At 56.6% G+C, this 23,028-nt stretch carries 19 protein-coding genes; 3 read left to right on the top strand and 16 right to left on the bottom strand.

Features of this window, described 5'->3' with window-relative positions; all coding sequences use genetic code 11:
* Positions 1–11: 11 nt before the first annotated feature.
* The 5 genes from BPRO_RS21695 to BPRO_RS21715 all read right to left on the bottom strand — a co-directional run bounded on the left by BPRO_RS21695 (position 12) and on the right by BPRO_RS21715 (position 6,607).
* Positions 12–1,403 (bottom strand): NAD(P)/FAD-dependent oxidoreductase, encoded by a 1,392-nt coding sequence (locus BPRO_RS21695; protein WP_011485219.1) that lies wholly within the window; start codon positions 1,401–1,403, stop codon positions 12–14.
* Complete coding sequence (locus tag BPRO_RS21700) at positions 1,400–1,696, bottom strand: (2Fe-2S)-binding protein (protein WP_011485220.1); 297 nt, start codon at positions 1,694–1,696, stop codon at positions 1,400–1,402. Before BPRO_RS21700 ends, BPRO_RS21695 begins: the two co-directional genes overlap by 4 nt.
* Positions 1,677–2,804 carry an NAD(P)/FAD-dependent oxidoreductase gene (locus BPRO_RS21705; RefSeq protein ID WP_011485221.1) on the bottom strand — a complete coding sequence of 376 codons (1,128 nt, stop codon included), beginning with the start codon at positions 2,802–2,804 and terminating at the stop codon, positions 1,677–1,679. Before BPRO_RS21705 ends, BPRO_RS21700 begins: the two co-directional genes overlap by 20 nt.
* 132 nt (positions 2,805–2,936) lie before the next feature.
* Complete coding sequence (locus BPRO_RS21710; protein WP_011485222.1) at positions 2,937–4,517, bottom strand: ABC transporter substrate-binding protein; 1,581 nt, start codon at positions 4,515–4,517, stop codon at positions 2,937–2,939.
* Positions 4,518–5,476: 959 nt separating this feature from the next.
* Positions 5,477–6,607 carry an NAD(P)/FAD-dependent oxidoreductase gene (locus BPRO_RS21715; protein WP_011485223.1) on the bottom strand — a complete coding sequence of 377 codons (1,131 nt, stop codon included), beginning with the start codon at positions 6,605–6,607 and terminating at the stop codon, positions 5,477–5,479.
* A 434-nt stretch (positions 6,608–7,041) separates the two neighbouring features.
* Here BPRO_RS21715 and BPRO_RS21725 point away from each other — a divergent pair, with 434 nt between their 5' ends.
* The gene (locus BPRO_RS21725) at positions 7,042–7,968 is read left to right on the top strand and encodes a LysR family transcriptional regulator (protein ID WP_232291444.1); all 927 of its coding nucleotides are present in this window, start codon (positions 7,042–7,044) and stop codon (positions 7,966–7,968) included.
* Between the two features lie 34 nt (positions 7,969–8,002).
* Complete coding sequence (locus BPRO_RS21730) at positions 8,003–8,929, top strand: LysR substrate-binding domain-containing protein (RefSeq protein WP_011485226.1); 927 nt, start codon at positions 8,003–8,005, stop codon at positions 8,927–8,929.
* A gap of 139 nt (positions 8,930–9,068) precedes the next feature.
* Here the strand turns inward: BPRO_RS21730 and tkt are convergent, their stop codons facing one another.
* The 8 genes from tkt to BPRO_RS21770 all read right to left on the bottom strand — a co-directional run bounded on the left by tkt (position 9,069) and on the right by BPRO_RS21770 (position 17,428).
* Positions 9,069–11,150, bottom strand: a complete 2,082-nt coding sequence (gene tkt / locus BPRO_RS21735; protein ID WP_011485227.1) for a transketolase — start codon at positions 11,148–11,150, stop codon at positions 9,069–9,071.
* Positions 11,151–11,227: 77 nt separating this feature from the next.
* A complete protein-coding gene (gene tal / locus BPRO_RS21740) occupies positions 11,228–12,190 on the bottom strand; it encodes a transaldolase (protein ID WP_011485228.1) in 963 nt (320 codons plus the stop codon).
* A 94-nt stretch (positions 12,191–12,284) separates the two neighbouring features.
* Complete coding sequence (locus BPRO_RS21745) at positions 12,285–13,196, bottom strand: amino acid ABC transporter substrate-binding protein (RefSeq protein ID WP_011485229.1); 912 nt, start codon at positions 13,194–13,196, stop codon at positions 12,285–12,287.
* A complete protein-coding gene (locus BPRO_RS21750; RefSeq protein ID WP_041389008.1) occupies positions 13,181–13,738 on the bottom strand; it encodes a TIGR00725 family protein in 558 nt (185 codons plus the stop codon). The genes BPRO_RS21745 and BPRO_RS21750 overlap by 16 nt, the downstream gene beginning before the upstream one ends.
* Complete coding sequence (locus BPRO_RS21755; RefSeq protein ID WP_011485231.1) at positions 13,689–14,510, bottom strand: ABC transporter permease; 822 nt, start codon at positions 14,508–14,510, stop codon at positions 13,689–13,691. Before BPRO_RS21755 ends, BPRO_RS21750 begins: the two co-directional genes overlap by 50 nt.
* Positions 14,511–14,531: 21 nt before the next feature.
* On the bottom strand, positions 14,532–15,611 hold the full coding sequence (locus BPRO_RS21760) for an extracellular solute-binding protein (protein ID WP_011485232.1): 1,080 nt from the start codon (positions 15,609–15,611) through the stop codon (positions 14,532–14,534).
* A gap of 27 nt (positions 15,612–15,638) precedes the next feature.
* Positions 15,639–16,667: an ABC transporter ATP-binding protein gene (locus BPRO_RS21765; RefSeq protein ID WP_011485233.1), complete on the bottom strand. Its 1,029-nt coding sequence runs from the start codon at positions 16,665–16,667 to the stop codon at positions 15,639–15,641.
* Positions 16,664–17,428, bottom strand: coding sequence for an ABC transporter permease (locus BPRO_RS21770; RefSeq protein ID WP_011485234.1), 765 nt, complete (start codon positions 17,426–17,428; stop codon positions 16,664–16,666). Before BPRO_RS21770 ends, BPRO_RS21765 begins: the two co-directional genes overlap by 4 nt.
* Before the next feature lie 151 nt (positions 17,429–17,579).
* On the opposite strand from BPRO_RS21770, the gene BPRO_RS21775 reads away from it, so the two are divergent.
* A complete protein-coding gene (locus BPRO_RS21775; RefSeq protein WP_041389009.1) occupies positions 17,580–18,485 on the top strand; it encodes a LysR substrate-binding domain-containing protein in 906 nt (301 codons plus the stop codon).
* Positions 18,486–18,834: 349 nt separating this feature from the next.
* Here BPRO_RS21775 and BPRO_RS21780 read toward each other — a convergent pair whose 3' ends face one another.
* The 3 genes from BPRO_RS21780 to BPRO_RS21790 all read right to left on the bottom strand — a co-directional run bounded on the left by BPRO_RS21780 (position 18,835) and on the right by BPRO_RS21790 (position 23,024).
* On the bottom strand, positions 18,835–19,995 hold the full coding sequence (locus BPRO_RS21780) for a mandelate racemase/muconate lactonizing enzyme family protein (RefSeq protein WP_011485236.1): 1,161 nt from the start codon (positions 19,993–19,995) through the stop codon (positions 18,835–18,837).
* 177 nt (positions 19,996–20,172) lie between these two features.
* The gene (locus BPRO_RS21785) at positions 20,173–21,873 is read right to left on the bottom strand and encodes an ABC transporter permease subunit (protein WP_198140958.1); all 1,701 of its coding nucleotides are present in this window, start codon (positions 21,871–21,873) and stop codon (positions 20,173–20,175) included.
* Positions 21,874–21,974: 101 nt separating this feature from the next.
* The gene (locus tag BPRO_RS21790; RefSeq protein WP_011485238.1) at positions 21,975–23,024 is read right to left on the bottom strand and encodes an ABC transporter substrate-binding protein; all 1,050 of its coding nucleotides are present in this window, start codon (positions 23,022–23,024) and stop codon (positions 21,975–21,977) included.
* Positions 23,025–23,028: the final 4 nt, after the last annotated feature.

Below are 23,028 nucleotides of genomic sequence, written 5' to 3' on the forward strand. Positions count from 1 at the left end.
GGCATATCGCATCATGATGGTTGCTCCAGGGATGCCAACTCTCCGAGCGTCAGCGGTTTGAGTGGCGGGCGAATGCGGTAGAAGCCCACCTCCGCAACTTGACGGTTCTGTATGGCCGCGATGATGTGCGCGACCGTATAGCCGCATTGACGGCCTTGGCACGGACCCATGCCGGCGCGGGTGAATGCTTTAATCTGATTGGGTCCTGGCTGGCCGATCGCGGCCGCCTTGCGAATTTCGCCCGCTGTCAGCTCTTCGCAGCGGCAAACGATTGTTTCATCAGGCGGAGAAAAGATGCTGGCCCGAGGTGGATATAGGGCGTCCAACATGGGGCGCAGGCGCAACAGCCCACTCAGCTTCCGCCGAAGCGGCGCGGCATGTGCGGCGGCTACTTCCGGTGAGAGACGCCCAGCGCGCTTGGCGATGCCAAGCGCGACCAGTTCGCCGCGTACACACGCCGCTTTCGCGCCGCCAATATTCGCGCCGTCACCTGCCACATACACGCCTGGCTTGCTGGTCTGTCCCCAGTCATCCAGGTCTGGCATGAGGCACACCTGCTGCGCGTTCCAGCTGTGCTCGCACCCAAGTGCTTGCGTCATGTGGATGGACGGCAAAACGCCTTCATGCGACAACAGCACACTGGCCGGCGCGCGCACTGTTCTTCCATCGGCCTGCGTGTATTCCACTTCTTGTAAATGGCCATCGCCCAGCGCCCGCACAGCGGTAACGCCGCGCACGTGTTTAACTCCCGCTGCCCTGATCTCGAGCAGCCAAGCCAGGCCCTTGCTGATCTCGCCCCAGCCCGCCAGAGCGGCGCCCGCCCAAGGCAAAGCGCGACGCCAGCCGCCTGGCGGCGACGTGTCCAGCCAGCCTGCGATCTTGCCGCCCGCGCGCAGCAACTGTGCCATGTACAAAAGCGGCAGAGGCCCGCTGCCCGCTACCCACACGGGCTCTGATGGCACCTCGCGCGAGGTCTTCAACAGGATCTGGCCCGCGCCAACAGTCAACACGCCCGGCAGGGTCCAGCCCGGGAACGGTGTCGGCCGTTCCTGCGCACCTAACGCCAGCACGACGTGATTGGCGCGCACCACTTCGGCCCGCCCGTCGCGTGTCATGTAGACATGCCAGCCCGGCTCGATCTGCCAGACCTGTGTTTGCGGTTCATAAACGGCACCACAACCGCGGAAGCGGCCGGCTAGACCGGCGCCAGCGCGGTACTCGTCACCCAGCAGCCTGCCTGTGGGAGTGGGCGCTACAGCCTCTACCGCGCGCCAGATCTGGCCACCAGGCGCAGGCTGCTCGTCCACTACCAGCACGGAGAGTCCCTGACCCCTGAGGCCGATAGCCGCGCTCATGCCAGCTGGCCCCGCTCCGATCACTACTACATCGAATTCGCGCGTCATGGCGTCACACTCCGGCGGCCGAACTGACGTTCCACGCGCATGCCTTCGCGCACCGTGACCAGACAAGACTGCGTGGACGCCACGCCGTCGATGATGGCCAGGCAATCGAAGCACACGCCCATCATGCAGTACGGTGCTCGCGGGCTTTCATGCACGGGTGTGGTCCGACAGACTGGCGTCTGCTGGCGCAATAGCACGGCGGCCACGGTTTCGCCGCTTTCAGCGGCGACGGCGTGGCCGTCTATATAGAAAGTCAGCGCGCAAGCGCCGGACTCATGCAGCTTTTTGAACATTGAAACGCTCATGGTGAAAAACATTCAGGGTGTCGGGCAGCGAGCCGCCAGCCAGCGCACGGGCATAGGTGCCCGCGTGGAACGAGGCCAGCGTCACGCCCGAATGGCACAGCGCGATATCCGCACCGGGGTAGAAAGGGGAGCTTGCATACACGGGACTGCCATCCGGCGTCATGATCCGTAGGCTGGACCACTGACGCACCAATCGGGCTCCGGCCAAATCCGGCAAGATGCGCAAGGCCCTTTGTGTCATGCGCACCGCAGCCTGGGATGTTGTGCCCACGTCGTAGCCCACTTCTTCCTGGGTCACGCCGATCATGACGGTGCCTTCGGCTGTCTGACGAAGGCCACTGGCCGGTAGGGGCAACAAGGGAGCTAAGCGCTCAGTCACAAGGAGTTGGCCACGTTGTGGCCGCAATGGCACATCCAGTCCGACCATTGCGCCAAGCGCAGATGAACCCAAACCAGCGGCGATGACCACGCGTTGGGCACGCGCCTGGTACTCACCGGCTCTGACCTCAAAGCCACCGCCTGGCAGCGCGTTGATGGCGGTCACCGTATGGCCGCTGCGTAACTGTCCGCCCCGCCGCAAGAAAGCCGTGTGCAATGCGACCAGCAAGCGCAGCGGATTGACTTGACCGTCCAACTCTCCCAAGCTAGCACCAGCCACCTCCTCGCCCAGACGCATGGTAGGAAAGAAGCGTTGCAGCTCGCTGCGGTTCAAGATGCAAGTTGAAGGCGCGAATTCCGGTGTTTGGGCGTGCCATGCATCAAGGCTTGCGGCACGGGCAGACAGTTCATCGTCACTCATGCAAAAATGCAAACCGCCTTTGCACTCGTAGGCGAGCGCTACGCCGCTGTCTGCTTCTAGCCGCTCCGCAAATTCGGGCCAAGCCTTGACAGCCAAGAGCGTCAAGCGCTGGTACTCCGGCTGGGCATGCCCTTTGCCTTGCACCCAGACCAGGCCGAAGTTGGCCTTCGCGGCGCGGAAGTCCGTGTCTGCACCATCCAGCATCAGCACGCGGCGGTTCTGTCCAGCCAGCCCATACCCTATGGCGGCGCCAACCATGCCGGCTCCCGCCACAATCACGTCATACTCATGAGACATGGTGAAGCCCGGCCTTTCGCATGCATTGCACGCCACCACTCCGACCACAATCTTTCGAATTGCGGTTCATAGGGCTGCCGCTCTGGACTCCAAGTAATTGACCAAAGGGCAAGGGATGGACGACTTTGAGACTCAAGGTGCGCTCCGCGTAACGGTCGCCAGTTCGGTGATGGGCGGCTGTAGGTTCAGGGCGCCTTTCAGCGTATAGCCGTAGTTCACGCGGTCGCTATGCACCCACACTTGCTTCAGGCCAAAGAGCGGCACGGAGCAGACATCCGCATGGATCTTTTGCTGCGCTTGTTTCCACAATGCCAGCTGCTTCTGCGCATCAGGCTCAATGCGCGCCTGCCGGATGGCGTCGTCACCCACGGAGCAATGCGAGAAGTTGGAAATTGCCTTAGGCGCCCCAATGGAGGCGGCCGAGTCGTAGAACTCCGTGAGCCAGACATCTGCGATAGGAAAACGAGCCGCGCCATAGAACACCAATGCGCTTTGGTCTTTCCGGCTTTTGGCTTGATAGGTCGCATGGTCCACGACCTCCATTTCCAGCTTGATGCCGGCTTTGGCCAGCTGTGACTGGACAATTTGCATGATGGGTTGCTGCGCAGAGACGTTCGACACCACCGACTTGATAGAAATTCCGTTAGGAAAACCGGCTTCGGTCAACAATTTCTTGGCGCGCGCAACGTCATAGGTGTAGCCCCCCGCGCTGCAATCCTCGCCTAGATAGCCGTTGGGGATGATCGAGCAGCCTTTGTCGCCCACACTTTTGCCGACATACCTCAGGATTTCGTCCACGTTGACCGCCGCAGCGATTGCCTGGCGCACCTTCAGATTATCCAAGGGCTTAATGGTGCGATTGATGTGAAGCGTACGGAACTCGGCAGGGTCAAAGACATCGACCTTCATGCCGCGTTTGCTCGCGCCGTCCACCCAGCGTTGCTCCCGCTTACCACTCATCATGTCGACTTCTTTGGACGTAAACGCCAGTTCACGCGCGCTGTCCGACGGAATCATGCGATAGGTAATGGCGGCCAGTTTTGGCGCGCCACGGAAGTACGCGTCGTTAGCGACCAACTTCACATATTGCTGCGTAACGTGTTCGCTGAATGCAAATGGACCGGTGCCGATCGGTGACTGACCGAATCTGTCCCCGAGTTTTTCGGCCGCCGCCTGACTAACGATGTTGCCAGCGTGGTAATTCGATACGCGACCGAGGAACGCGGCGTCCGGATACTTCAGCAAGAAACGCACGGTGTAGTCGTCCCGCGCCTCAACTTTTTCGATGACTTCGAAGTTCGCTGCAAAACTGGATCGACCTTTGTCGGCTGCACGCATGAACGAATACACAACGTCAGCGGCCTTCACCTCGCCATATCCACCATGGAACTGCACACCCTTGCGCAGATAGAACGTCCAAGTCCTTTTGTCGGGGGATGATTGCCACTTTTCCGCGAGATCGGGCTGAAGCTCTTTTGGATCGGCGCTGCCCGGTGGAAAGCGCACCAGGCCGTTGAACACTTGCGACGCGACGCCCTTGTCGTCCGAAGTTGTCGCGCGGTGCGGGTCGAGCGTTGAGATATCTGTTGCGTCCGAACTGATGCTAAGCACAGGGCGGTCCTTAGCTTGGGCGAACGCAGGCGGACAGATGCCACTGAACGCCAAGAGGGCGGCAAACGCGGTCGTCTTAATGGTGAGAACAGGAAGTTTCATCGTCTTTGCTCCTAGAAAAAGGTGGAAGAACATCACACGGAATTCGTGTGGTTATGCGTCTGAATGTCATTCATGTTACTGAGCTGCGGCGCTTTTTGGAATGGTAAAAACCACGAGCAATGTCATTCAGCAATAGATGTGCCAATCTGAAATAGATGGTTGATTTTGTTATATTTTTATTTTCATAATCTTCATAAAAATAGCATTTTGAAATACATCAATGTCTTAATGCTATTGAGCTTGGAATCAAGCTACGCCATCTTGAAGCGTTCACGCCATGATGGTGCGGAGGACTGTCACCGGGCGAGCGGAAATGCTTGAGGTCACCCAGTCTGTGGTGACACACGTGATCGTCGATCGTGCTTGTTGTGAATCCATTGCGGCTAATGCTAAAACTGCTGCCATGTGGGAACAATGTGCAACAAAACCTGTATTCATCCAGGATTGCTATGTGTATATAACCGTGCCTGCTGGGACTCACTTAGCGCAACTGCTTTCTCCCAGGCATGGAGGTGCATCGGCGTTCTCGGGGCGGACCATTTCTACTCCGAACTCGTCTCCGGCTCCGCTAACGCGGAACCAACCGACAACCGTGATCGTTTCGCCATAGGCCTTACCGAGAACCGGCCCGCGGCGTGCCAGCGACGGCTTCGAACATCTCCAAATCTGGCCTCTGGGGGCCGAGCCTGACGCGCCGGCGCCATCGCAGCGGTAACCAAGGGCCGCGTCAATAAGCGCGCCAGCATGGGTGCGGTGGTTATGGACACAAGCGAGAGCGAGGGAAAATTCCGATAGGTTGCCGCTGTCCGCCAGAGGACTCTTGGTGGCAGCGAGCGAAGGCCGGCCGATGGCCTCAATCTTGAAGGCAAAATCGATCTGGGCGTGTGCGGCGTGAATCGATACTGCCGATTGAATCCCAATGCGTTAGCAGGTCGTGGTTTCGGGCATAAGGGCGTGTATCATGCGGCGGCTCGCTGTTGCATGAGCCGATCCGCAGAGAAACCCTCTATCAGTCTGTTGGTGCCACCGCGGACGATGAGGTCGGCCAAGATGGCGCCAACCACCGGAACGAGCTGGAAACCGTGGCCGGAGAACCCGAAAGCGTGATAGGCGCCGCTCGCGTTCGGCGAGGCGCCGATCACGGGCAGATAGTCATCTGTTTTCGCCTCCATGCCCGTCCAGGCACGCACGATTCGCACTGGCCCGATGGAGGGAAAGAGATCGGTCGCCGCCCGCGCGCCTTTGGCGAGTTCGGTGAAATTGACGAAACTTTTCTGCGCTTCGATGTCAGCGCTGCCCTGAAGCCCTCCCCCGATTACCAGGGTTCCCTGGTCGGACTGCTTCAGGGAGAGCGGCCGCCCGACGACGCTGACGACCGGCCTGAGGAGCGGCGCAATGCGCTCCGTCACGACCATCATCGAGGCCTTATGGCCGAGTGGGATTTCGTCGCCCAACATGGCCGCGATCTTTCCCGCCCAGGCCCCGGCGGCATTGACGACGGTCGGCACCACGAAATCCCGAGCGTCGGTACGGACTCGCCAGTCGGAGCCTGCCCGCTCGATCGCCGTGACGCCGAGACCTTCGTGGATCGTAACGCCCGCGGCCTCCGCGCTGCGGCGGAACGCCTGCAAGGTCCGATGCGGATCAGCTGCGCCGTCACGTCGGGCAATCAGCGCAGCCATGCAGTGGGGCGAGATCGCAGGAACGAGCCTCAGCAACTCTGCCCGATCGACCAGTTCCTCATGCCGGTACCCAGCGTCCCGCATCATCGCGAAACGCGTCTCCAGGGCAGGCAGATGATCCGGGTATTCAGCAACGTTGATCTGACCATGAGCATGAAAGCCACAATCACCGGCAACGATAGACTCGATGTTGTGCCACATGTCCATGGATTCCAGCGAGATCGGAATCTCGGCCGGATGGCGGTTGAGTGTGCGGACCCCGGCCGCTGTCGCGCCGGAGGCATGGCGGCCAACCCACGACCGTTCTAGAATCACGACGCGGCGGCCAGCACGGGCCAGATGCAGCGCGGCCGACAGTCCGTGCAAGCCACCGCCGACAACAAGGGTGTTGATAGCCTTCGTACTCATGAGGCCGCATCCACGGTGTCGATCGCCGCAAGCGCGCCAAGGCCGACGGGCTTCAACGGCCTGAGAGCCAGTGAAACCGCAGGTATATCGCCGCCGAGCGTGCGCACACCTCCACAGTTCACCTCCGATGCGTGTCGAGCCACGTAGTCTTTCTCAAGAGCCACGCAGTCGATGCCCCTCTTCGCCAAGTTCAAGGCGATACTGCGCTCATGAATTCCGCCGCCTACGAGCACCGCATTCATATTACGGGAGGAAGGTGAATGGTTCGTCTTGGCGGAGCTTATATTCATGTCCGGCCGACTGAGGAACATATGTAACACGGGGATGCTATCTCCTAAACTGCCATGGGATTGAATCGAGGATTTTCCGGAAAAACGCACACACTAACCATCGCGCGGCGTCTGGCGAATCATGCACACAGGCTATAGGTTAAGTTGATCAACAAGGTCGTTATGCCAACAGAAGTACCCACCCACCGGATGATCGAAGCGTTCCGCGCGGCCATCATCAACGGCGGGATTAGTGCGGCAGCAGATGCTCTAGGCATGTCGCAGCCGTCGATGAGTCGCGTCATAGCAGAGCTTCAGAAAATCGTGGGTTACCAGCTCTTCGTCAAGCACGGTCGAACAGTGAAACCGACGGAAGAAGCCCTTGCGCTCATGACGAAAGTACAACAGTCCTTCCTGGGGCTTGAAGACATCGCCCGCTTTTCCGAGCAGTTACGAAAACAACGAATGGGACGGCTGTCGATCTGCGCGTTACCAGCTATCGGTCATTCGATCATGCCTGAAGCGATCTATTTCCTTCGGCAGAAGTACCCGAACGTGGTTGTAAGCCTCGACATCGCCTCCTCAATCGAAGTGGCTGGCCGTGTCCGAAATCGTCAGGCAGACATCGGTTTTGCCGCTCACGGACTAGCGCTCGGCGAGGTGGAGACCGTCGCGGAGTTCACTGCCAACTGCGTCTGCATCGCTGCAGCTGGTGGACTGCCCGACGAGTGGGACTACGTCGAGCTCCAGCAGTTGACTGGAAGGCCCTTCGTAGCGCTTACGGGCCCACTTCAAAAGCGGCTTGAGGTCATGTTGAACGGGGTCGGCGGAGAACTCGACATCATGGCAGAGGCAGGACTGTCACTCTCAGTCAGCGAACTCGTACTGCGGGGGCTCGGAATCTCCGTGGTCGATCCATTTACCGGGAATCTGCATCGTTTACGAGGCGGCGCCACTTTACCGCTGCGTCCAAGCTTGCCGTACCAAGTACAGGCCATGGCATTGGGCGATACCCGACTGAGTGCACCCGCAAGAGATCTCCTGCAATATCTAGAGTCCGCTGCTGACACGATACAGGACGCATGCCGGTGACGAATAGGCCACGTGGCCGGAAAGTACTACGACTATGGATCAAAGAATCACACTACGCCACCTCGAAGCGTTTCGCGCCGTCATGGTGCGAAGGTCAGTCACGGGGGCGGCGGAAATGCTCGAGGTCACCCAGCCTGTAGTGACACGCCTGATTGCCGATCTTGAGGAACGCATCGCAATCCCTCTCTTTACGCGCACTAAGGGACGCCTGGTGCCGACTCCAGAGGCCGCGCTGCTGTTCAAAGACGTGCATCAGTCTTTGGTAGGAATCGAGCGCATTGCTAACGCGGCATCCAATATCAAGGCGCTGAAGCTCGGGCACCTCGAAATCGCTGCTGCCCCATCCATGGCGCTCACCTTCCTGCCCCACGCGATAGCAAGTTTTACGCGCGAACATCCCGATGCCCTGGTGTCCATGCATATGCACAGTTCGTCCATCGTAATCGACATGGTTCAGAGTAATCGCTGCGATTTAGGGTTCGCCATCATGCCCATGCGTACAACGCGCCACGGCAACAGCGAAATCTTGGTGTCAGCGAAGTCTGTCGGCGTAGTGCCAATCCACCACCGCCTTGCAAGTCGCCAAGTTTTACGCCCGGAGGATTTCGAAGGTGAGAGCTTCATCTCCTACCCGCCCTTGATGGATGCGCGCACCAAGATTGATTCGCTGATGCTGTCGTACGGTGTGAATCGCCGCATCAACGTCGAGACCCCGATTTCTGCCGTCATCACCAAGTTGGTCGAAGCGGGCGCCGGTGTCTCCATCATTGATCCGCTGACGGCAAGTTTTTACACGGGGGGCTTGCTGAAGTTTATTCCATTTGAGGTTGAGCACGTCAATGATTACTCTCTCGTCATTTCGGAACGCAATTCATCCACACTTATCCTCAAGCCGTTCATTGATCATGCTCGCCGGGAGATTCGTAAGATGGTGCCCGCGCACCTAATTGTTCGTAGCTAAGTGCTAAGCTTCCACGAAAACCTGACCCGAAGTTACCCTCGAAACTTGGATCTACTGAACTCGTAGAACGTCAAATCCGTCAGCAGGCGCTCATCGGCCTTATTGACAACAGGTATAGCCTGTCACTCCTAATAAGCATTCATGATGTCAACGGCGCCAGCTGAGACAGCTGCGGCTTAGAAATGACCTCGCGCACAACACTCGCGACACCCTGAGGCGTAAATCCGAAGTGATTGAATAGCACTTCGGCGGGAGCCGACTCCCCGTAGGTATCTATTGCGACTACAGCAGAACAACCGTATTTCCACCAGCCGTGCGAAACACCCATTTCAACCGCAATTCGCGGCAACCTGCTGGGTAACACCAGGGACTTATAGTGCGAGCTTTGTTTATCAAATGTCGTCGTGCTCGGCATGGAGACGACCCTGGTCAAAATCCCGGCGTCTGCTAGCAATACTTGCGCGCGTAAGGCAAGCTGGACTTCTGAACCAGTAGCAATCAGTACTGCCTCCAAGGGCCTGCCGACTCCAGTCTCTGGTGGGTCTTTAAGGACGTAGCCACCTTTGCAAACGTCATCTGTCTCAGTTTTGGGCTGAAATTTGAGGGACTGCCGACTAAGAAGCAACGCCGTAGGCTGAGATTTATTCTGAAGCGCCACCGCCCACGCAACTGTCGCCTCGACAGTGTCTGCGGGGCGCCACACGTCAAGGTTTGGGATTAAGCGCAGGCTTGCGGCATGTTCTACCGGTTGGTGGGTGGGTCCATCCTCACCGAGGCCTATCGAGTCGTGAGTGAACACGTGAATGACTCGCAGCTTCATGAGCGCGGCCATTCGCAAAGCGTTGCGACTGTAATCACTGAACGTTAAAAAAGTCCCGCCGTAAGGTATGTGCCCGCCATGCAGCGCAATCCCATTCATGATAGATGCCATGCCGAACTCACGGACGCCATAGTTAATATGTCGGCCAGGTACTTCCACCCCTTTGCCGTTGGAGCAAGCTTCAACCTGTCCATCTGTTTTGAAGCGCAAGCTACTCGTAGACTTGGTGTTTGTAAGATTTGAACTGGTGAGATCCGCTGAACCTCCCAGCATCTCAGGTAACTTTGCAGTAAATTCTTCCAATGCCAATTGGGACGCTCTGCGGGAAGCGACGCTATCGGCCCGGTTGCAAGATTTTTCGATGGCCTCATGGGCCAGTTTCCCAAAAGCGTTCGGCAGATCTCCGCGCATCCGCCGGTACAGCTCAGCACCTAAATCAGGATATATGGCTTCATAGGAGGCGAATTGCGCGTCCCAAAGGGATTCCGCCGTATGGCCTTTATCTCTAGCATTCCATGCTGCATAGACATCGGCTGGGATGTGGAACGGTTTATCTGTCCATTCCATAGCGTCACGGGTCAACTGTATTTCTTCGGCGCCCAATGGTTCGCCATGAACTTTTGGTGTATTGGCTCGGTTGGGCGAGTATTTTCCGATTTGCGTCTTGCAGATAATTAATGTCGGTTGGGTGTTCGACCGCCGTGCACACCGGATAGTTTCCGCCACGAGTTCACCATCGTGGCCGTCGATGGGGCCAAGAACATTCCACCCGTATGCAGCGAACCGCGCAGCTGTGTCTTCAGGAAACCATGGTTCTACCTTGCCATCAATCGAGATTCCGTTATCGTCGTATAGCGCGACTAGTTTGTTGAGCTTCCACGCGCCGGCTAAAGCTGCCACTTCGTGACTAATGCCTTCCATCAAGCAACCGTCGCCAAGAAAGACGTACGTGTTGTGATCGATAACGGTGTATCCCGGTCGATTAAATTCATTTGCCAATAGCTTCTCGGACAATGCCATACCGACCGCATTACCAAGACCTTGCCCTAGCGGCCCGGTTGTGGTTTCGATGCCTGGGGTAATGCCGAGCTCTGGATGACCCGGAGTTTTGCTGTGGATCTGCCGGAAGTTCTTTATATCTTCGATAGAAAGTTCGTAGCCAGTCAGATGCAGAACAGCATAAAGGAGCGCTGACGCATGGCCGTTGGATAACACAAATCGGTCGCGATTGAACCAGTTTGGATTGCTCGGGTTGTGCTTTAGATGACGAGTCCATAAGGCAGCCGCCATGTCAGCCATGCCCATGGGTGCGCCTGGATGGCCCGAGTTGGCGCGCTCCACGGCGTCGATAGCGAGCGCCCGTATTGCATTGGCCATAAGAGAGAGGGATGAAGCAGTCATTGTCGGTTGCCTGAGGTTCAGTAAGATTTTTATTGGGCAGCTGCAGTGCTATTGCAGATCCTTGGCAATCCGCCTGCTCATGCGGGGACGGAAGTAGTGCCGGCAATAATCTGTTCAAGTGCCTGAAGATCTCTACAAAACAGGCGGATTCCCTCCGCCAGCTTCTCGGTCACCATGGCATCTTCATTCATTGCAAAGCGGAAGCTTGCTTCGTCGCAAGCCAGCGGCGCTAGCGCTACGTCGTCCGCATCACTCGCGGCGAGATGAATACTGCAAGGCTCATCATGGGACTCAAGTTGCGCCAGAAGCTGCGGGCTGATCGTTAGCAGATCGCAACCAGCCAAACTACGGATTTGGTGGAGGTTTCTGAAGCTAGCGCCCATTACTTCCGTCGGGATTGCAAACTTTTTGTAGTAATGGAATATCTGACGGACAACCTGCACGCCTGGATCGGTCACCCCCAAGCCCTCGCCTTCGTTCCAAGCTGCCCCCGCTTGCTTGCGGTGCCAGTCGTATATTCGACCGACAAATGGGGAGATGAGTTTTACCTTTGCCTGGCTGCAAGCGACCGCCTGGGTTAGCGAGAACAGAAGCGTCAGATTCGTATGAATACCTCGGCTCTCAAGCTGGGCCGCGGCCTGGATGCCTTCCCACGTCGAGGCAATTTTGATCAGCACTCGCTCTGGCGCGATGCCGTTAGCCTCGTACAAGGCGATGATTCTCTCTGCGCGAGCCACGGTGGCGTTGGCATCAAAGCTTAAGCGTGGATCGATCTCGGTTGATACCCGTCCCGGGACCAACTTGAGGATTTCGCAACCGAATCGAACCAGTAGCTGATCCATGACGAGGTCGAGCGGTTGTTTTTTTTCAGCACTGACTGTTGAATCCAACAAGCTTCGATATTCTTGCTGCTGGACTGCCTTCAGAATTAACGATGGGTTGGTTGTCGCATCTGTTGGTCGAAAGCGTGATATCTCATTGAAATCTCCGGTATCGACAACGACAGTAGTAAATTGCCTGAGTGATTCGAGCTGATTCATGGTGACACTTTGAAGATATAGGTCCGGGAAATAGCGCAGCCCCGCAACTGACGACGCATATCCTCAGCCAATGACCTGGGAGTTGAAAGAAATGCTAGTCCGGAAGGTGGCCGTACGCGTAGTCGGTGTACACGTCGGTTGGGGTCTTCCATGTATCTCGCAGAAGGTAGGAGATCGGAGTTTTGAGATCAACCACGCTGTCAGGAAGTGGGGAGTTAAACCACTGCTCATGCGCCCTCTGAATAAGGCCTGATGCGATCAATGTTTTGATTTCACGCGTGACAAGAGTCCGAAGCCTTTCATCATCTTTGCGATAAGCAAGTGCCTTCGGACGAAGCGAGTAGGTTTTTGGAAGCGTGGTGAACTGCGCTTGGTCTTTGGTCAGATTTCGAATGCCAAAGAGGGTAGCGTCATCGGCGAAGAGAGCCTGGGCTTGCCCAGTTGTCAAGACTTCTGTCGCCGCCTTGGCAGTCCGTGCAACCACGACGTCGGCGGTAACACCCGTTTGCCCGAGCACATGACGGAGCATGGCTTCATTACCCGATTGGGTAGTGGTCACCACCTTCATTCCAGAAAGCGTGCCAATTTCGGCAATGGAAGCGGCCTTTGGAACCAGGAGCCGCGTTCCTGCAAGGTATATGGGAATGGAAAAGGCAATTACCTTCTGGGATTGAGCAGTAACGGTTGAGTCACCACAATCCAAGTCGATCAACCCGTCCATCAAAGCCGAATTTCGCTCGTTGGGTCCTATCGGAATCCAGACGATTTGCATTTCTGGTTGCCTAATCTCTTTGGCTATGGCCGCCGCAAGATGCTTGCATAGGTCTATCGCGTAGCCAATCGGTTGTCCGGTGTTTCCCAGATACGAAAAGGGAATGCTTCCACTGCGATGTCCAAGATGCAGAGCTTTACTCACTCTGACTTTGTCAAGCGTATCGGCTTCAACTGTCCAGCTGCCGGCGCATAAAAACAGTGCCACGGCGAGCGAAACTATGCGTCTCGACATACAAGCCATGCTGCGACCCATTCGAGGAGTTGATCAATATCTCGCGCGGTCTGTACGCCTGGCAGCTGGATATCTTCGTACAACGAGAACACCGTCTTCTCCCATTTCAATCCCAGCGCCATCTCGGAAATCGTGCCCATACCACCACCGATGGCGACCAGGCAAATACTGCTGCGGGCAATTAGCGCGTTTCTCATCTCACCTATGCCGGTTGGAATTGCTACGCTGAGATAACGATTAGCGCACCGAGTATCTTCTTCGGGAAGAATTCCGATAGTTACGCCGCCAGCCTCAAATGCTCCCCTTGAAGCGGCTTCCATGACCCCGCCACGCCCACCGGAGACAACGGCCATCCCTGCTCGACCCAGCAAAGAGGCGATCCGATACGCTGCTTCGCATTCACGAGTCCCACCGTCACCCGGACCAATAATTCCCACAGGCTGGATACAGCGCTTCGGACTTCGCTGGATCGCTGAGAGTCGCCCAAGCAACTCAATGACTCGCGTCGAGCATGCTTCGCTCGCGCTTACTTGTGATGACATCACCGACTCCTAAAACAATAAGGCAAATCGCCATCAAGACCAGCGACATGGCAGCCGCAGCAGGGAAGTCTGAGCCACCATCGCTCACCTTCGAAAGCAACATCAAGGGAAGTATGTTCAGCTGAGTGCCGACCAAAGCCAGGGCTGTCCCGTACGTACCCATCGCCAGGGCGGCCACCATGCAAGCTGAGGCCAGGACAGTTGGCGCGACTTCAGGGATGACCGTGTCGACAAATGCTCGAAATTTCGAAGCCCCCAAGGTGCGCGCAGCTAGCAAAGGCCGCTCGTCAAAATTTGCGAACACAGGATAGAGCGAGAGCGCCACACGAGGTATCAGGTAATAGGCGTATGCAAAGCCCAGACCGGAGACCGTGTAAATCCAACCGCCGACGCGAGCGGGATCCGCTCCTAGGAATGCTAGGATCTGCGTAACAAAACCGGCACGTCCGAAAGCCAGGATGAACCCGTAAGCGATCACCAAACCGGAGAATGCCAGTGGTAGTCCCAACAGCATCATCATCCACTGACGACGCCGCTCAGGCTGCCGCGCCAGCTCGATAGCGATTGCCGTACCCACTACGGCGGACAATCCGCCGGCAAGTAATCCAAGCACGATCGTGTTGCGCGTAGCGGCCAGGAACAGGTTGTCCGAAAATATTCTCGAGAACGCGGTTCCGCCGTCTGTCATTGCCTCTGGCACCAGTGCTGCCAAGGGTAGGAAAAAGAAGGCCAGCATGAACAGCCATGCGGGCCAAGCGCCATATCGCTTCATAGTCAAACCGCTTAAGGGTTATTACTTGGTAAGAACAGCTTGTGCCCAAAGGCGGTCAATCTCCGCCTTGCGCTCGGACGCCTTTACAACATCAAGCGGGCGCAGCTGCGGTGCAGCCGGCATTTTTGCTTGAATGTCCGCGCTTAGCCGCACACCTGGGACCGAAGGACGAACGAATCCTTGAGCGAAGAGTCCTTGCCCCACTTCGCTCATGATGAAATTCAGCCAGAGCTTGCCGCTGTTCGGATTTGGGGCGTTCTTGACAAGACTAATGGCGTAAGGCGCGGCAACGCTCGCCTCCTTGGGAATGATGACTTCTAGGGCATCGCCCATACCATCCACGTGTTTCGCTTTGAGGCCATCGTTTTCATAGCTGATCCACACAGGTATTTCACCTTTGAGGAACTTCGCATAAGGGGTGGTTCCCTCGACGCGCTGCACATTACCTAGCGCATGGAGTTGCCCGAGATAATCAATCCCCGGCTTCACGTTATCCACCGATCCTCCAGTCGCGTATGCAGCGGCAAACACCATCACTTGGCCCACGCCTGTTGTCCGGGGATCAAGGTAAACAACTGAGTTCTTAAACTCCGGTTTAAGCAGGTCGGCCCAGCTGGTAGGGGAGTTTTTGACGAGTTTTTTATTCACCAGGAAGGCAATATTTAACGTGTGGATCGTGAACCACTTGCCGCTCGCTTCTCGAAACACAGCCGGAAGCTTCTCAAAGTTAATCGGCTGAAATGGTGCGACGACATCCTTCTTCACTGCATCAACGGCTGAAGCGGCAAAATAGTAGGCAGTGTCTGCCTGAGGCCGGCGGCGCGTCTTCTCCAGGGCAACGACAGTTGCAGCAGAGCCCAGGTCGTTATAGGTGAGTTCGACTTCTGGATAGCGCTTCTTGAACTCGCGGAACAGTGATTTCCAATTTGCCCATTCCGGCCCCGTGTCAAAAGAGACGACCAAGCCTTCTTTTTCCGCAGCTTCGTACAAGACTTTTTCACCCGGGTAGAGTTCGGGACCTTCGAATGAAAAAGCGCGGGTCACTCCAAATGAGCCCACTGCAGCAAAGCTGGCTGCTTTTATAAGATCTCTACGTTTCATGAATATCTCCTGTTGGTGGAAAAGCGACTAGGTATCAAGCAAGCGAATATGCTTCGGTGAAATGGCAATCGACGCGGCAGCCAAATGGCGCGACTCGACCAGAAGCGGCTTAGGCGCATCTGGGATTTGGAAGTCATAGCGGAACATGGATCCAAGGTAGCGCTGAACGCCCACCGCACCGGTCAGGCGATTCACGGTATCCACGGGCGGATCAGTATCGAAGTGCTCAGGGCGCATCAACGCAAATAGTTTTGCGCCGCGCGGCCTGCCGTTCGTGCCGACATGCAATTTGCAGAATCCGACATCAATGAGGTCCTTGTCGGCCACAACGGCCGGAAAGATAGTGGAAAGCCCTACAAATTCCGCGACCGCTTTGCTCTTTGGTGCTTCATATATTTCTTTCGGAGAGTCAAATTGCAGAAGCTTTCCGTCTTTCATGACAGCTACCCGATCAGCCATAGTCAGGGCCTCCTCTTGATCGTGCGTGACCAAGAGGGTCGTCGCATTGAAGCGGCGCTGGATCGACTTGATTTGATCCCGCAGCTGTCCGCGAATGCTCGCGTCCAACGCGGACAGGGGTTCATCTAAAAGCAAAGCACTTGGATCGATCGCTAGGGCTCGCGCCAAAGCAACTCGCTGCTGCTGACCGCCAGATAGCTTCGTCACACTCCGGGAGTCAAAACCGTCCAATCCAACAAGTATTAGCAGATTTTTGGCCCGTTCTAAACGTTCAGCTTTCGGCACGTTGCGAAGCTTCAGTCCGTATGAGACATTTTCGGCAACGTTGAGGTGAGGAAATAGGGCATAGCTTTGAAACACCATACCCATATTTCGTCGATGAACTGCCATATGAGAAAGATCAGCACCATTCAGCAGAATCGATCCAGAGTGCCCTGTAGTCAGTCCTGAAATCAGCTTGAGCAGTGTCGACTTACCAGACCCGCTAGGCCCTATAACCGCCACCAGTTCCCCAGACGCTACATTGATTGAGATGTTTTCGACGCCATGGCTGGTGCCCGGATAGGAAAAGCCAACTTGCTCTAAGACTAGACTCATGATTTTTTGACAACTGTTGAAGAAATGAATGCGGAGAAGCTGGCCAGCACCAACAAAATTACGGTAGCTGCACAAGCAAAACCCGTTGCGCCATAGAAGGCCTGCAGTAGCACGACTGGGTAGGTTCGATTCTGAAAACTCGTCAGTAAATTCGATAGCCCAAACTCACCGATGGAAATGGCAGCAACCATCACAAGACCACTTAGAAGGCTCTGGCGCAAGTTCGGTACGACGATTCCCGTGAACTGCTGCCAAGCAGAAGCACCCAGCGTTGCCGCGGCGTTCTCCAAGCGCTCGAGTCCAAGATGACGCAAATCCGAGAGCAACGTATTTGTTAAATACGGCAATGTGTGCACTGCATGCGCGGCAATCAGCAGTGGCATCGAGCCCAGCCATGGCGCGAGATCACTGTTGAAGACAATGATGTATCCGAAGCCAAGAGTGATGGTTGGCACCGCCACCGGCATGGCGCTGACAATCTTTGCAGCGAAGCTACCTCGGTTCTTGGCACCGTGATAGAGGGAATAAGACAGCGGGACGGCGATCAATGCGTTAACTACGCAGGCACTGCCTGCAACCACAAGACTCGTGGTGAACGCCTTGCGAAAGGAGGTATCACTCCACAGATCAAGATACCACTGCGACGTTATTCCGGTTGGCAGAAGTGAGTTGGTCCAGGAACCACCGACGCTGCCCACCATCAGGAGGGCGATGGGTAGCAGCAAATAGATTCCGTACACCACGGAAATCGATCGAATCATTTTTGTCTCCGCCTGTCAGGTTTCAAACCTGAACTGTTTTACGCTGAAGTCTTCCAGCAATGCTCGAATTCTAGGCTTCACCTCGCAGGCGACAAGTGAAAAATCTGCCTCAACTGTTGACGATTAGGAAAGTGTTTGTCATAGTGTGGACATGAAACGAGCATGTCCCACAATCCAAGAATTGCTTGCTTTTGACGCTGTCGCTCGGCACGGCAGCCTGACCCGTGCCGCAGGCGCGCTGTGCGTTTCGGTTAGCGGCATCAGCAAACAGCTTGCCGGATTGGAAAGTTTTGTCGGACATCCGCTGCTCGAGAAACAGGGGCGTGGCGTCCAGTTGACCACCATTGGTCGTGAGTACTGGACGAAAATTGGCCCGAGCTTGCGGACAATTGAGACGGCGAGCTTTGAGGCGAAGTCAGCAGGGTCCGGCGCTGGAGTGCTTTCGTTGGCGAGCGTGCCCACGTTTTTGACTAAGTGGCTGATTCCGCGATTGGCTGACTTTCGTCGGCTTCATCCGGGTGTGACGTTCAGCTTCAGCCAGCATCTGGGTTCTACAGAGCCCCATCCTACTGAGATTGATGCTGCAATTCGCTACGGCTCAGCTGTGTGGCCGGGCGTAGAGAGCGAATACATTGCTGGTCGCGAGTTTGTCTGCGTATGCTCCACTGAGCATCTCCAAAGCAGGAGATGGACACCGAAAGAAGTGCTCAAACAAACGTTGCTACATCACGACCAAGCCCCTGCAGCATGGGCTCACTGGGCGGAGCGGCACGGTATCGACGACGTTCACACGCTCGCAGGTCCGAGATTTGCTCAATATTCGGCGCTAATACAAGCTGTTCTAAGCGGGCTTGGAATAGGCCTTGTCCCAAAAATCCTGATTGAAGAAGAACTCGCCGAGAAACGAGCGATTGCCCTGGGAGAAGTTGTCGTTATGGATCAGGGGCACTATCTGTGCTTTATGCCAAATCGCCTGGATCGCCCGATTTTTGCGGCGTTTCGCACTTGGATACTGCAAGAGGGTAAAGGCAGCTTATCAAGTGATACAGCCCCCTAAAAAGGGCGACCATGCTGTTGCTGTTGGGGTCTACTGACAGGGCTCTCGGCCTTACCTCTTCCCTTCGTGTACGAATTAACTAATAGCCAGAGTTGCCGCCAACCACATTCAGAAAGTCCTCGCCCGCATGCATTCTCCGAACGTTCTCGCCGAAGATGGCAAGAGACTTCGTGACATAGTCAACTGGGCTATCTGATGACACATGGGGACTGACCGTTAAATTGGGCACGTCCCACCATGGCGACTCCGGAGGTAACGGCTCTACTCCGTTAAATGGACGGGGACGCAGGCGGCTCGTATCCTGGCGCGGCGGGTTCCGCCTCATGTCGGTTCAGCCCGCCCTCGCAAATCATGTTTTAATCTCTGCCCAAAGATAGGTGTCGATTTTTTCCTCAATAAGTTCGATGCCTATTCCGGGCTTGTCCGGCACTTTGAGGTACCCGTTCTTCACCTCGTGCTCGGGTATCACGTCGGTGAACTCTAGATAGCCGGAATGCCGATTCGAGTAGGGATACATTTCCAGTATTGAAAAGTTCGGCACGTTCGCCGCGATGTGCAATGTTGCTGCGGTGCAGACTGGACTCGCGCAGTTGTGCGGCGCGACGCGCAGGTTATAGGCCTCGGCCATTGCCGCGATCTTCTTGGTTTCCATGATGCCGCCGGTATTACCAACATCCGGCTGGACTGTGTCTGCTACGTGCATTTCCATTAATTTGCGAAAACCGTAACGTGTATAGAGACGTTCGCCCACCGCGATGGGGATATTGACCTTCTCTGAAATCTTCTTGAGCGCGCCCAAGTCAAATGGGTCGGCCGGCTCCTCGATGAACTCAATGCCCAGATCTTCGTAGCGCTGGCACAGCCGGATGGTCTCGTCCGTAGTCAGCGCGCCGCTTAGATCTAGCATGATGTCGATATCCGGGCCAGCCAAATCGCACACAGCTCTCACGCGGTCGAAAGCCAAACGTACCTGCTCGCGATCCAGCGCCCGGTGCGTGGGGTGACAAATGGTCCCTTTGGAGTCTGGCATTGCCAGCGGGTAGAACTTCAGCGCCGTATAGCCGTCTTTGAGTGGCCGCTCTGCGGCGCGCGCGAAATCTGCGGCTGTCGTTGCCTCGGTGCTCCACCCGTTGGCGTAGACCCGGATGGCATCACGAACCTTGCCGCCCAGCAGTTGGTAGACAGGGACATTGAGCGCTTTACCTTTGATGTCCCAGAGGGCCTGTTCGATGGCGCTGATGCCAGCGAACACGATGGGGCCGCCTCCCTTTGCCCAGAAAGAATGGTCATACATCTCCGACCAGATTGCTTCAATGGCGTGCGGATCCCGGCCAATCAGAATCCGGTTCGCAAGGTCTTTAACCATGCCGGCAGCAGCTGTTCCGCCTAACCCATACGCAATTGCAGCCTCGCCGACGCCATAGATGCCCTCGTCGGTGTCGATTCGCACGATGACTGGGTGCAGTAGACCGCTTTTGATCAAGTAGACCTTTACGCTGCTTATTTTCATAATTTCTCCAAAGAGCGGACGCTGCGCTCGTAAGTGGTTGGAATTCAGCCGCCACCTTCAAATTACCGATTGTCAGCAATCGGTAATCGGCAACGACCCATCTTGCTCAGCCATGGACCTGTCTGAATCGAGGACCAGTGTTCTTCACGGGTGCGCCAACGAAGACAGCTGATGCCGTCAAACCGGTTCAGGGCGCGCTTGCACCGGCAACAGAGCGTTCTTCCGGCGCCTGAGTACAACCACCATGCCGACAACGACCACGGCGCATGTCACACCCAGCAGCACGACGGAGACGGCCGCAGATTCGGGACTGGTATTGAAGCGAATGCCTTCCCACAACTTTCTCGGCAAGGTCTTCACCGACAGGTTGCTGAGAAAGATCGAAGAGACAGATTCATCGAACGAGAGAAGCATCGCAAGCAGAGCTCCGATTGCGAGGCCCGGAAGGAGCAAGGGGAAAACGATCGTTCGAAAGATGCGCCAAGGATTCGCCCCAAGGCTTGCCGCTGCAAGGGACAGCCAAGGGTCGATGGAACTAAATGTTGCCGACGCGACCTGGTAAACAATTGGGAATATCAAAACAGTATGAGCAATGATGATCCCTGTCTCGGTATCCACGAGTCCCACACGCGAGAAGGCCAGATAAGCACCTAGCGCGAAAACAACGCTTGGGACGGTCAAGGGCGACATCAGCAGCGCTTCGGCAGCACCCTGGTAACGGAAATGGCGACCAATGCCAAGAACCGTCAGGGTGGCGATGACGAGGGTCGCGACGCAGACGGCGGCGCCGATCCGAAGGCTGGTCAGTGCCGCCGCAATCCATTCCTGGCTGTGAAAGATCGTTTCGAACCATCGCAAGGAGTAGCCGGGTGGCGGAAAGATGAGAACCTCTGCCGAGCTGAACGACACAGGAATGAGCACGACCAGCGGAAGGAGGATATAGGCAGATATGAACAACAGATAGACCGGTTCGACAAATCGCGCGCCGCCGCGAAAACCCGCAGGAATGTGGAGACGGGAGGGAAGCAGCTTTACCGGTCTGCGAAGAAGCGACTTGTCCACCTGCTCCACATGCTCTTGCGGCATAGTCAGCGGCAATAAACCCGGACGCTGCCAACGCGACAAGTATCTCGCTACCGCGGCGAGTGCCGTGACGATGATCGTCGCTATGAGGGCAAGCGTGATGCCGAGTGCCGCGGCCAAAGCCCAGTCGGCTCCGATGTCGATTTCCGACTGAACTACTTGGGCGAGCATCTGCTGGCGCTGACTGCCGAGAAAGGTCGGCGCGATGAAGCTCGCCATGGTGAAGAGGAAGATGATGGTAACGCCGGATTGGATGCCGCGGATTGCGAGAGGAATCAGTACGCCTGACCAGATGCGCAGCGGGCTGGCCCCGAGCGTGTGAGCGGCCAGGAGAATGCGTCCGTCAATGCGCCGGAGGACGGTGACGAGAGCGAAGACCATCATCGGGATCGAACATTGCACGAGGGCGAGCACAACTGCCAGTTCGCTGAACAGAAGCGAGAGCGGCTCTGAGGTCAACCCCAGGCTGAGAAGCGTCGCGTTGACAAGGCCACGTTGTCCGAGGATCGCCAGCCAAGCAAACGTCCGCACCATCACGCTGGTCAGGAAGGGAACCAGCACCAACAGCCCAAGAAGCAGCGCCTTCACCCCAGTCGCCCGGCTCAAGATCCATGCCAGCGGGAACGAGACAACGAGAGTTATCGCTGTGGCTTCCAGGCTAATGCGCACCGTTGTCCAGATCACCGTTAGGTACACGGGATTGCCGAAAATTCGTATGAAACGCCCGGCGGCATCACCGCCGAACGCCGCCGGCACGATCGCCAGCAACGGTAGAGCGAAGGCGAGGAGAAGCAAGATGGCTATTGGAGTCAGCAGTAAGAACCGCGCCCAATTTACAACCCAATTTACGAACCTACTGCTGCGTGTCATCTTCGCGTTCTCCTATTTACGCGCTGTTAGCGCAAGACGTACGTGTTCCAGCGGGCCGTCACAGACTCGAGGTTCTCGTTCCACCATTTCGAGTTAAGAATTGCGCCGAACTTCTCGTTAGCCGGATTGCCCGGCAGATCCTTGGCGACGGCTGAGAGCGCTGCACCGTCAATAAGCTTCAGCGCGTCGACATTGGTCGGGCCATAAAAGATATGGCGAGGAAGTTCCGCCTGCGGCTTTGGCTGAACGGCGAAATTGATGAATTTCATCGCCTCTGCTGCATTCGGAGCACCCTTGACCACCGCCCAATATTCGACCACCGTGATCGCTGAGCTCCACCCATAAGCCCAGTTGGCACCGGCCTTTATGGCATTTTGGACGCGACCGCCCGGGGCAAAGGCGACGTCGACCTCGCCCTGCTGGATGAGCGCTTGGACATCCGAGGGCGACTTGAAGCCGACAATCTGGTGCTTGACCCGGTCGATAACTCTGAGGGCGCGGGCCACGTCCAGCGGATAAAGTTCGGCCGGCTTCACACCGTCAGCCAGCAGCGCGAATTCGAGGTTGTAGTACGGCACCGCCAACATCACGCGACGCGCTTTCACCGTTGGGTCGAAGAACTGTGCCGGGGTAAGTCCATGCGGAAACTTTTCTTTGTTCCACGCCAGATTCTGTGCGAACTTCATGTAGCCGATGCCGTATTTTGTGCGGAAGCTGGCCGGGATGCCATCGGCCTTGATCACCGAATAATCGAGCGGCTGAAGAAGATCATCCTTCACCTCGTTCTCAAAGGCCGCGGCGTCGGCCGAGACCACGTCCCAAGTGACGTTGCCGCTCGTGACCATGGCTTTGATCTTGGCATGCCCAGTACCGGTCGTGCCGATGACTTTGGCACCCGTTGCTCTGGCGTATGGATCGAAAAAAGCCTTTGTCTGGGCGTCTTGGAAGGAGCCTCCGTAAGAGGCGACCACGACCTGGGCGGGACCGGCCGCCGGTGCCGCCTGGTGGAAGAAGACTGCGCTGGCCGCAGCGAGTAAGCCGGCTGAAATTCTCAAATACAGTTTTGCTTGCTTCATGGTT

This window comes from Polaromonas sp. JS666, from assembly GCF_000013865.1.
GTDB lineage: Bacteria > Pseudomonadota > Gammaproteobacteria > Burkholderiales > Burkholderiaceae_C > Polaromonas.

Bases quoted from the DNA above. Each gene is read 5' to 3' on its own strand.
- BPRO_RS21730 (WP_011485226.1), top strand. From the start codon at position 8,003: ATGGATCAAAGAATCACACTACGCCACCTCGAAGCGTTTCGCGCCGTC.
- BPRO_RS21745 (WP_011485229.1), bottom strand. From the start codon at position 13,196: ATGTCGAGACGCATAGTTTCGCTCGCCGTGGCACTGTTTTTATGCGCC.
- tkt (WP_011485227.1), bottom strand. From the start codon at position 11,150: ATGACTGCTTCATCCCTCTCTCTTATGGCCAATGCAATACGGGCGCTC.
- BPRO_RS21780 (WP_011485236.1), bottom strand. From the start codon at position 19,995: ATGAAAATAAGCAGCGTAAAGGTCTACTTGATCAAAAGCGGTCTACTG.
- BPRO_RS21775 (WP_041389009.1), top strand. From the start codon at position 17,580: ATGAAACGAGCATGTCCCACAATCCAAGAATTGCTTGCTTTTGACGCT.
- BPRO_RS21765 (WP_011485233.1), bottom strand. From the start codon at position 16,667: ATGAGTCTAGTCTTAGAGCAAGTTGGCTTTTCCTATCCGGGCACCAGC.
- BPRO_RS21790 (WP_011485238.1), bottom strand. From the start codon at position 23,024: ATGAAGCAAGCAAAACTGTATTTGAGAATTTCAGCCGGCTTACTCGCT.
- BPRO_RS21700 (WP_011485220.1), bottom strand. From the start codon at position 1,696: ATGTTCAAAAAGCTGCATGAGTCCGGCGCTTGCGCGCTGACTTTCTAT.
- BPRO_RS21695 (WP_011485219.1), bottom strand. From the start codon at position 1,403: ATGACGCGCGAATTCGATGTAGTAGTGATCGGAGCGGGGCCAGCTGGC.
- BPRO_RS21705 (WP_011485221.1), bottom strand. From the start codon at position 2,804: ATGTCTCATGAGTATGACGTGATTGTGGCGGGAGCCGGCATGGTTGGC.
- BPRO_RS21710 (WP_011485222.1), bottom strand. From the start codon at position 4,517: ATGAAACTTCCTGTTCTCACCATTAAGACGACCGCGTTTGCCGCCCTC.
- tal (WP_011485228.1), bottom strand. From the start codon at position 12,190: ATGAATCAGCTCGAATCACTCAGGCAATTTACTACTGTCGTTGTCGAT.
- BPRO_RS21755 (WP_011485231.1), bottom strand. From the start codon at position 14,510: ATGAAGCGATATGGCGCTTGGCCCGCATGGCTGTTCATGCTGGCCTTC.
- BPRO_RS21715 (WP_011485223.1), bottom strand. From the start codon at position 6,607: ATGAGTACGAAGGCTATCAACACCCTTGTTGTCGGCGGTGGCTTGCAC.
- BPRO_RS21750 (WP_041389008.1), bottom strand. From the start codon at position 13,738: ATGTCATCACAAGTAAGCGCGAGCGAAGCATGCTCGACGCGAGTCATT.
- BPRO_RS21760 (WP_011485232.1), bottom strand. From the start codon at position 15,611: ATGAAACGTAGAGATCTTATAAAAGCAGCCAGCTTTGCTGCAGTGGGC.
- BPRO_RS21770 (WP_011485234.1), bottom strand. From the start codon at position 17,428: ATGATTCGATCGATTTCCGTGGTGTACGGAATCTATTTGCTGCTACCC.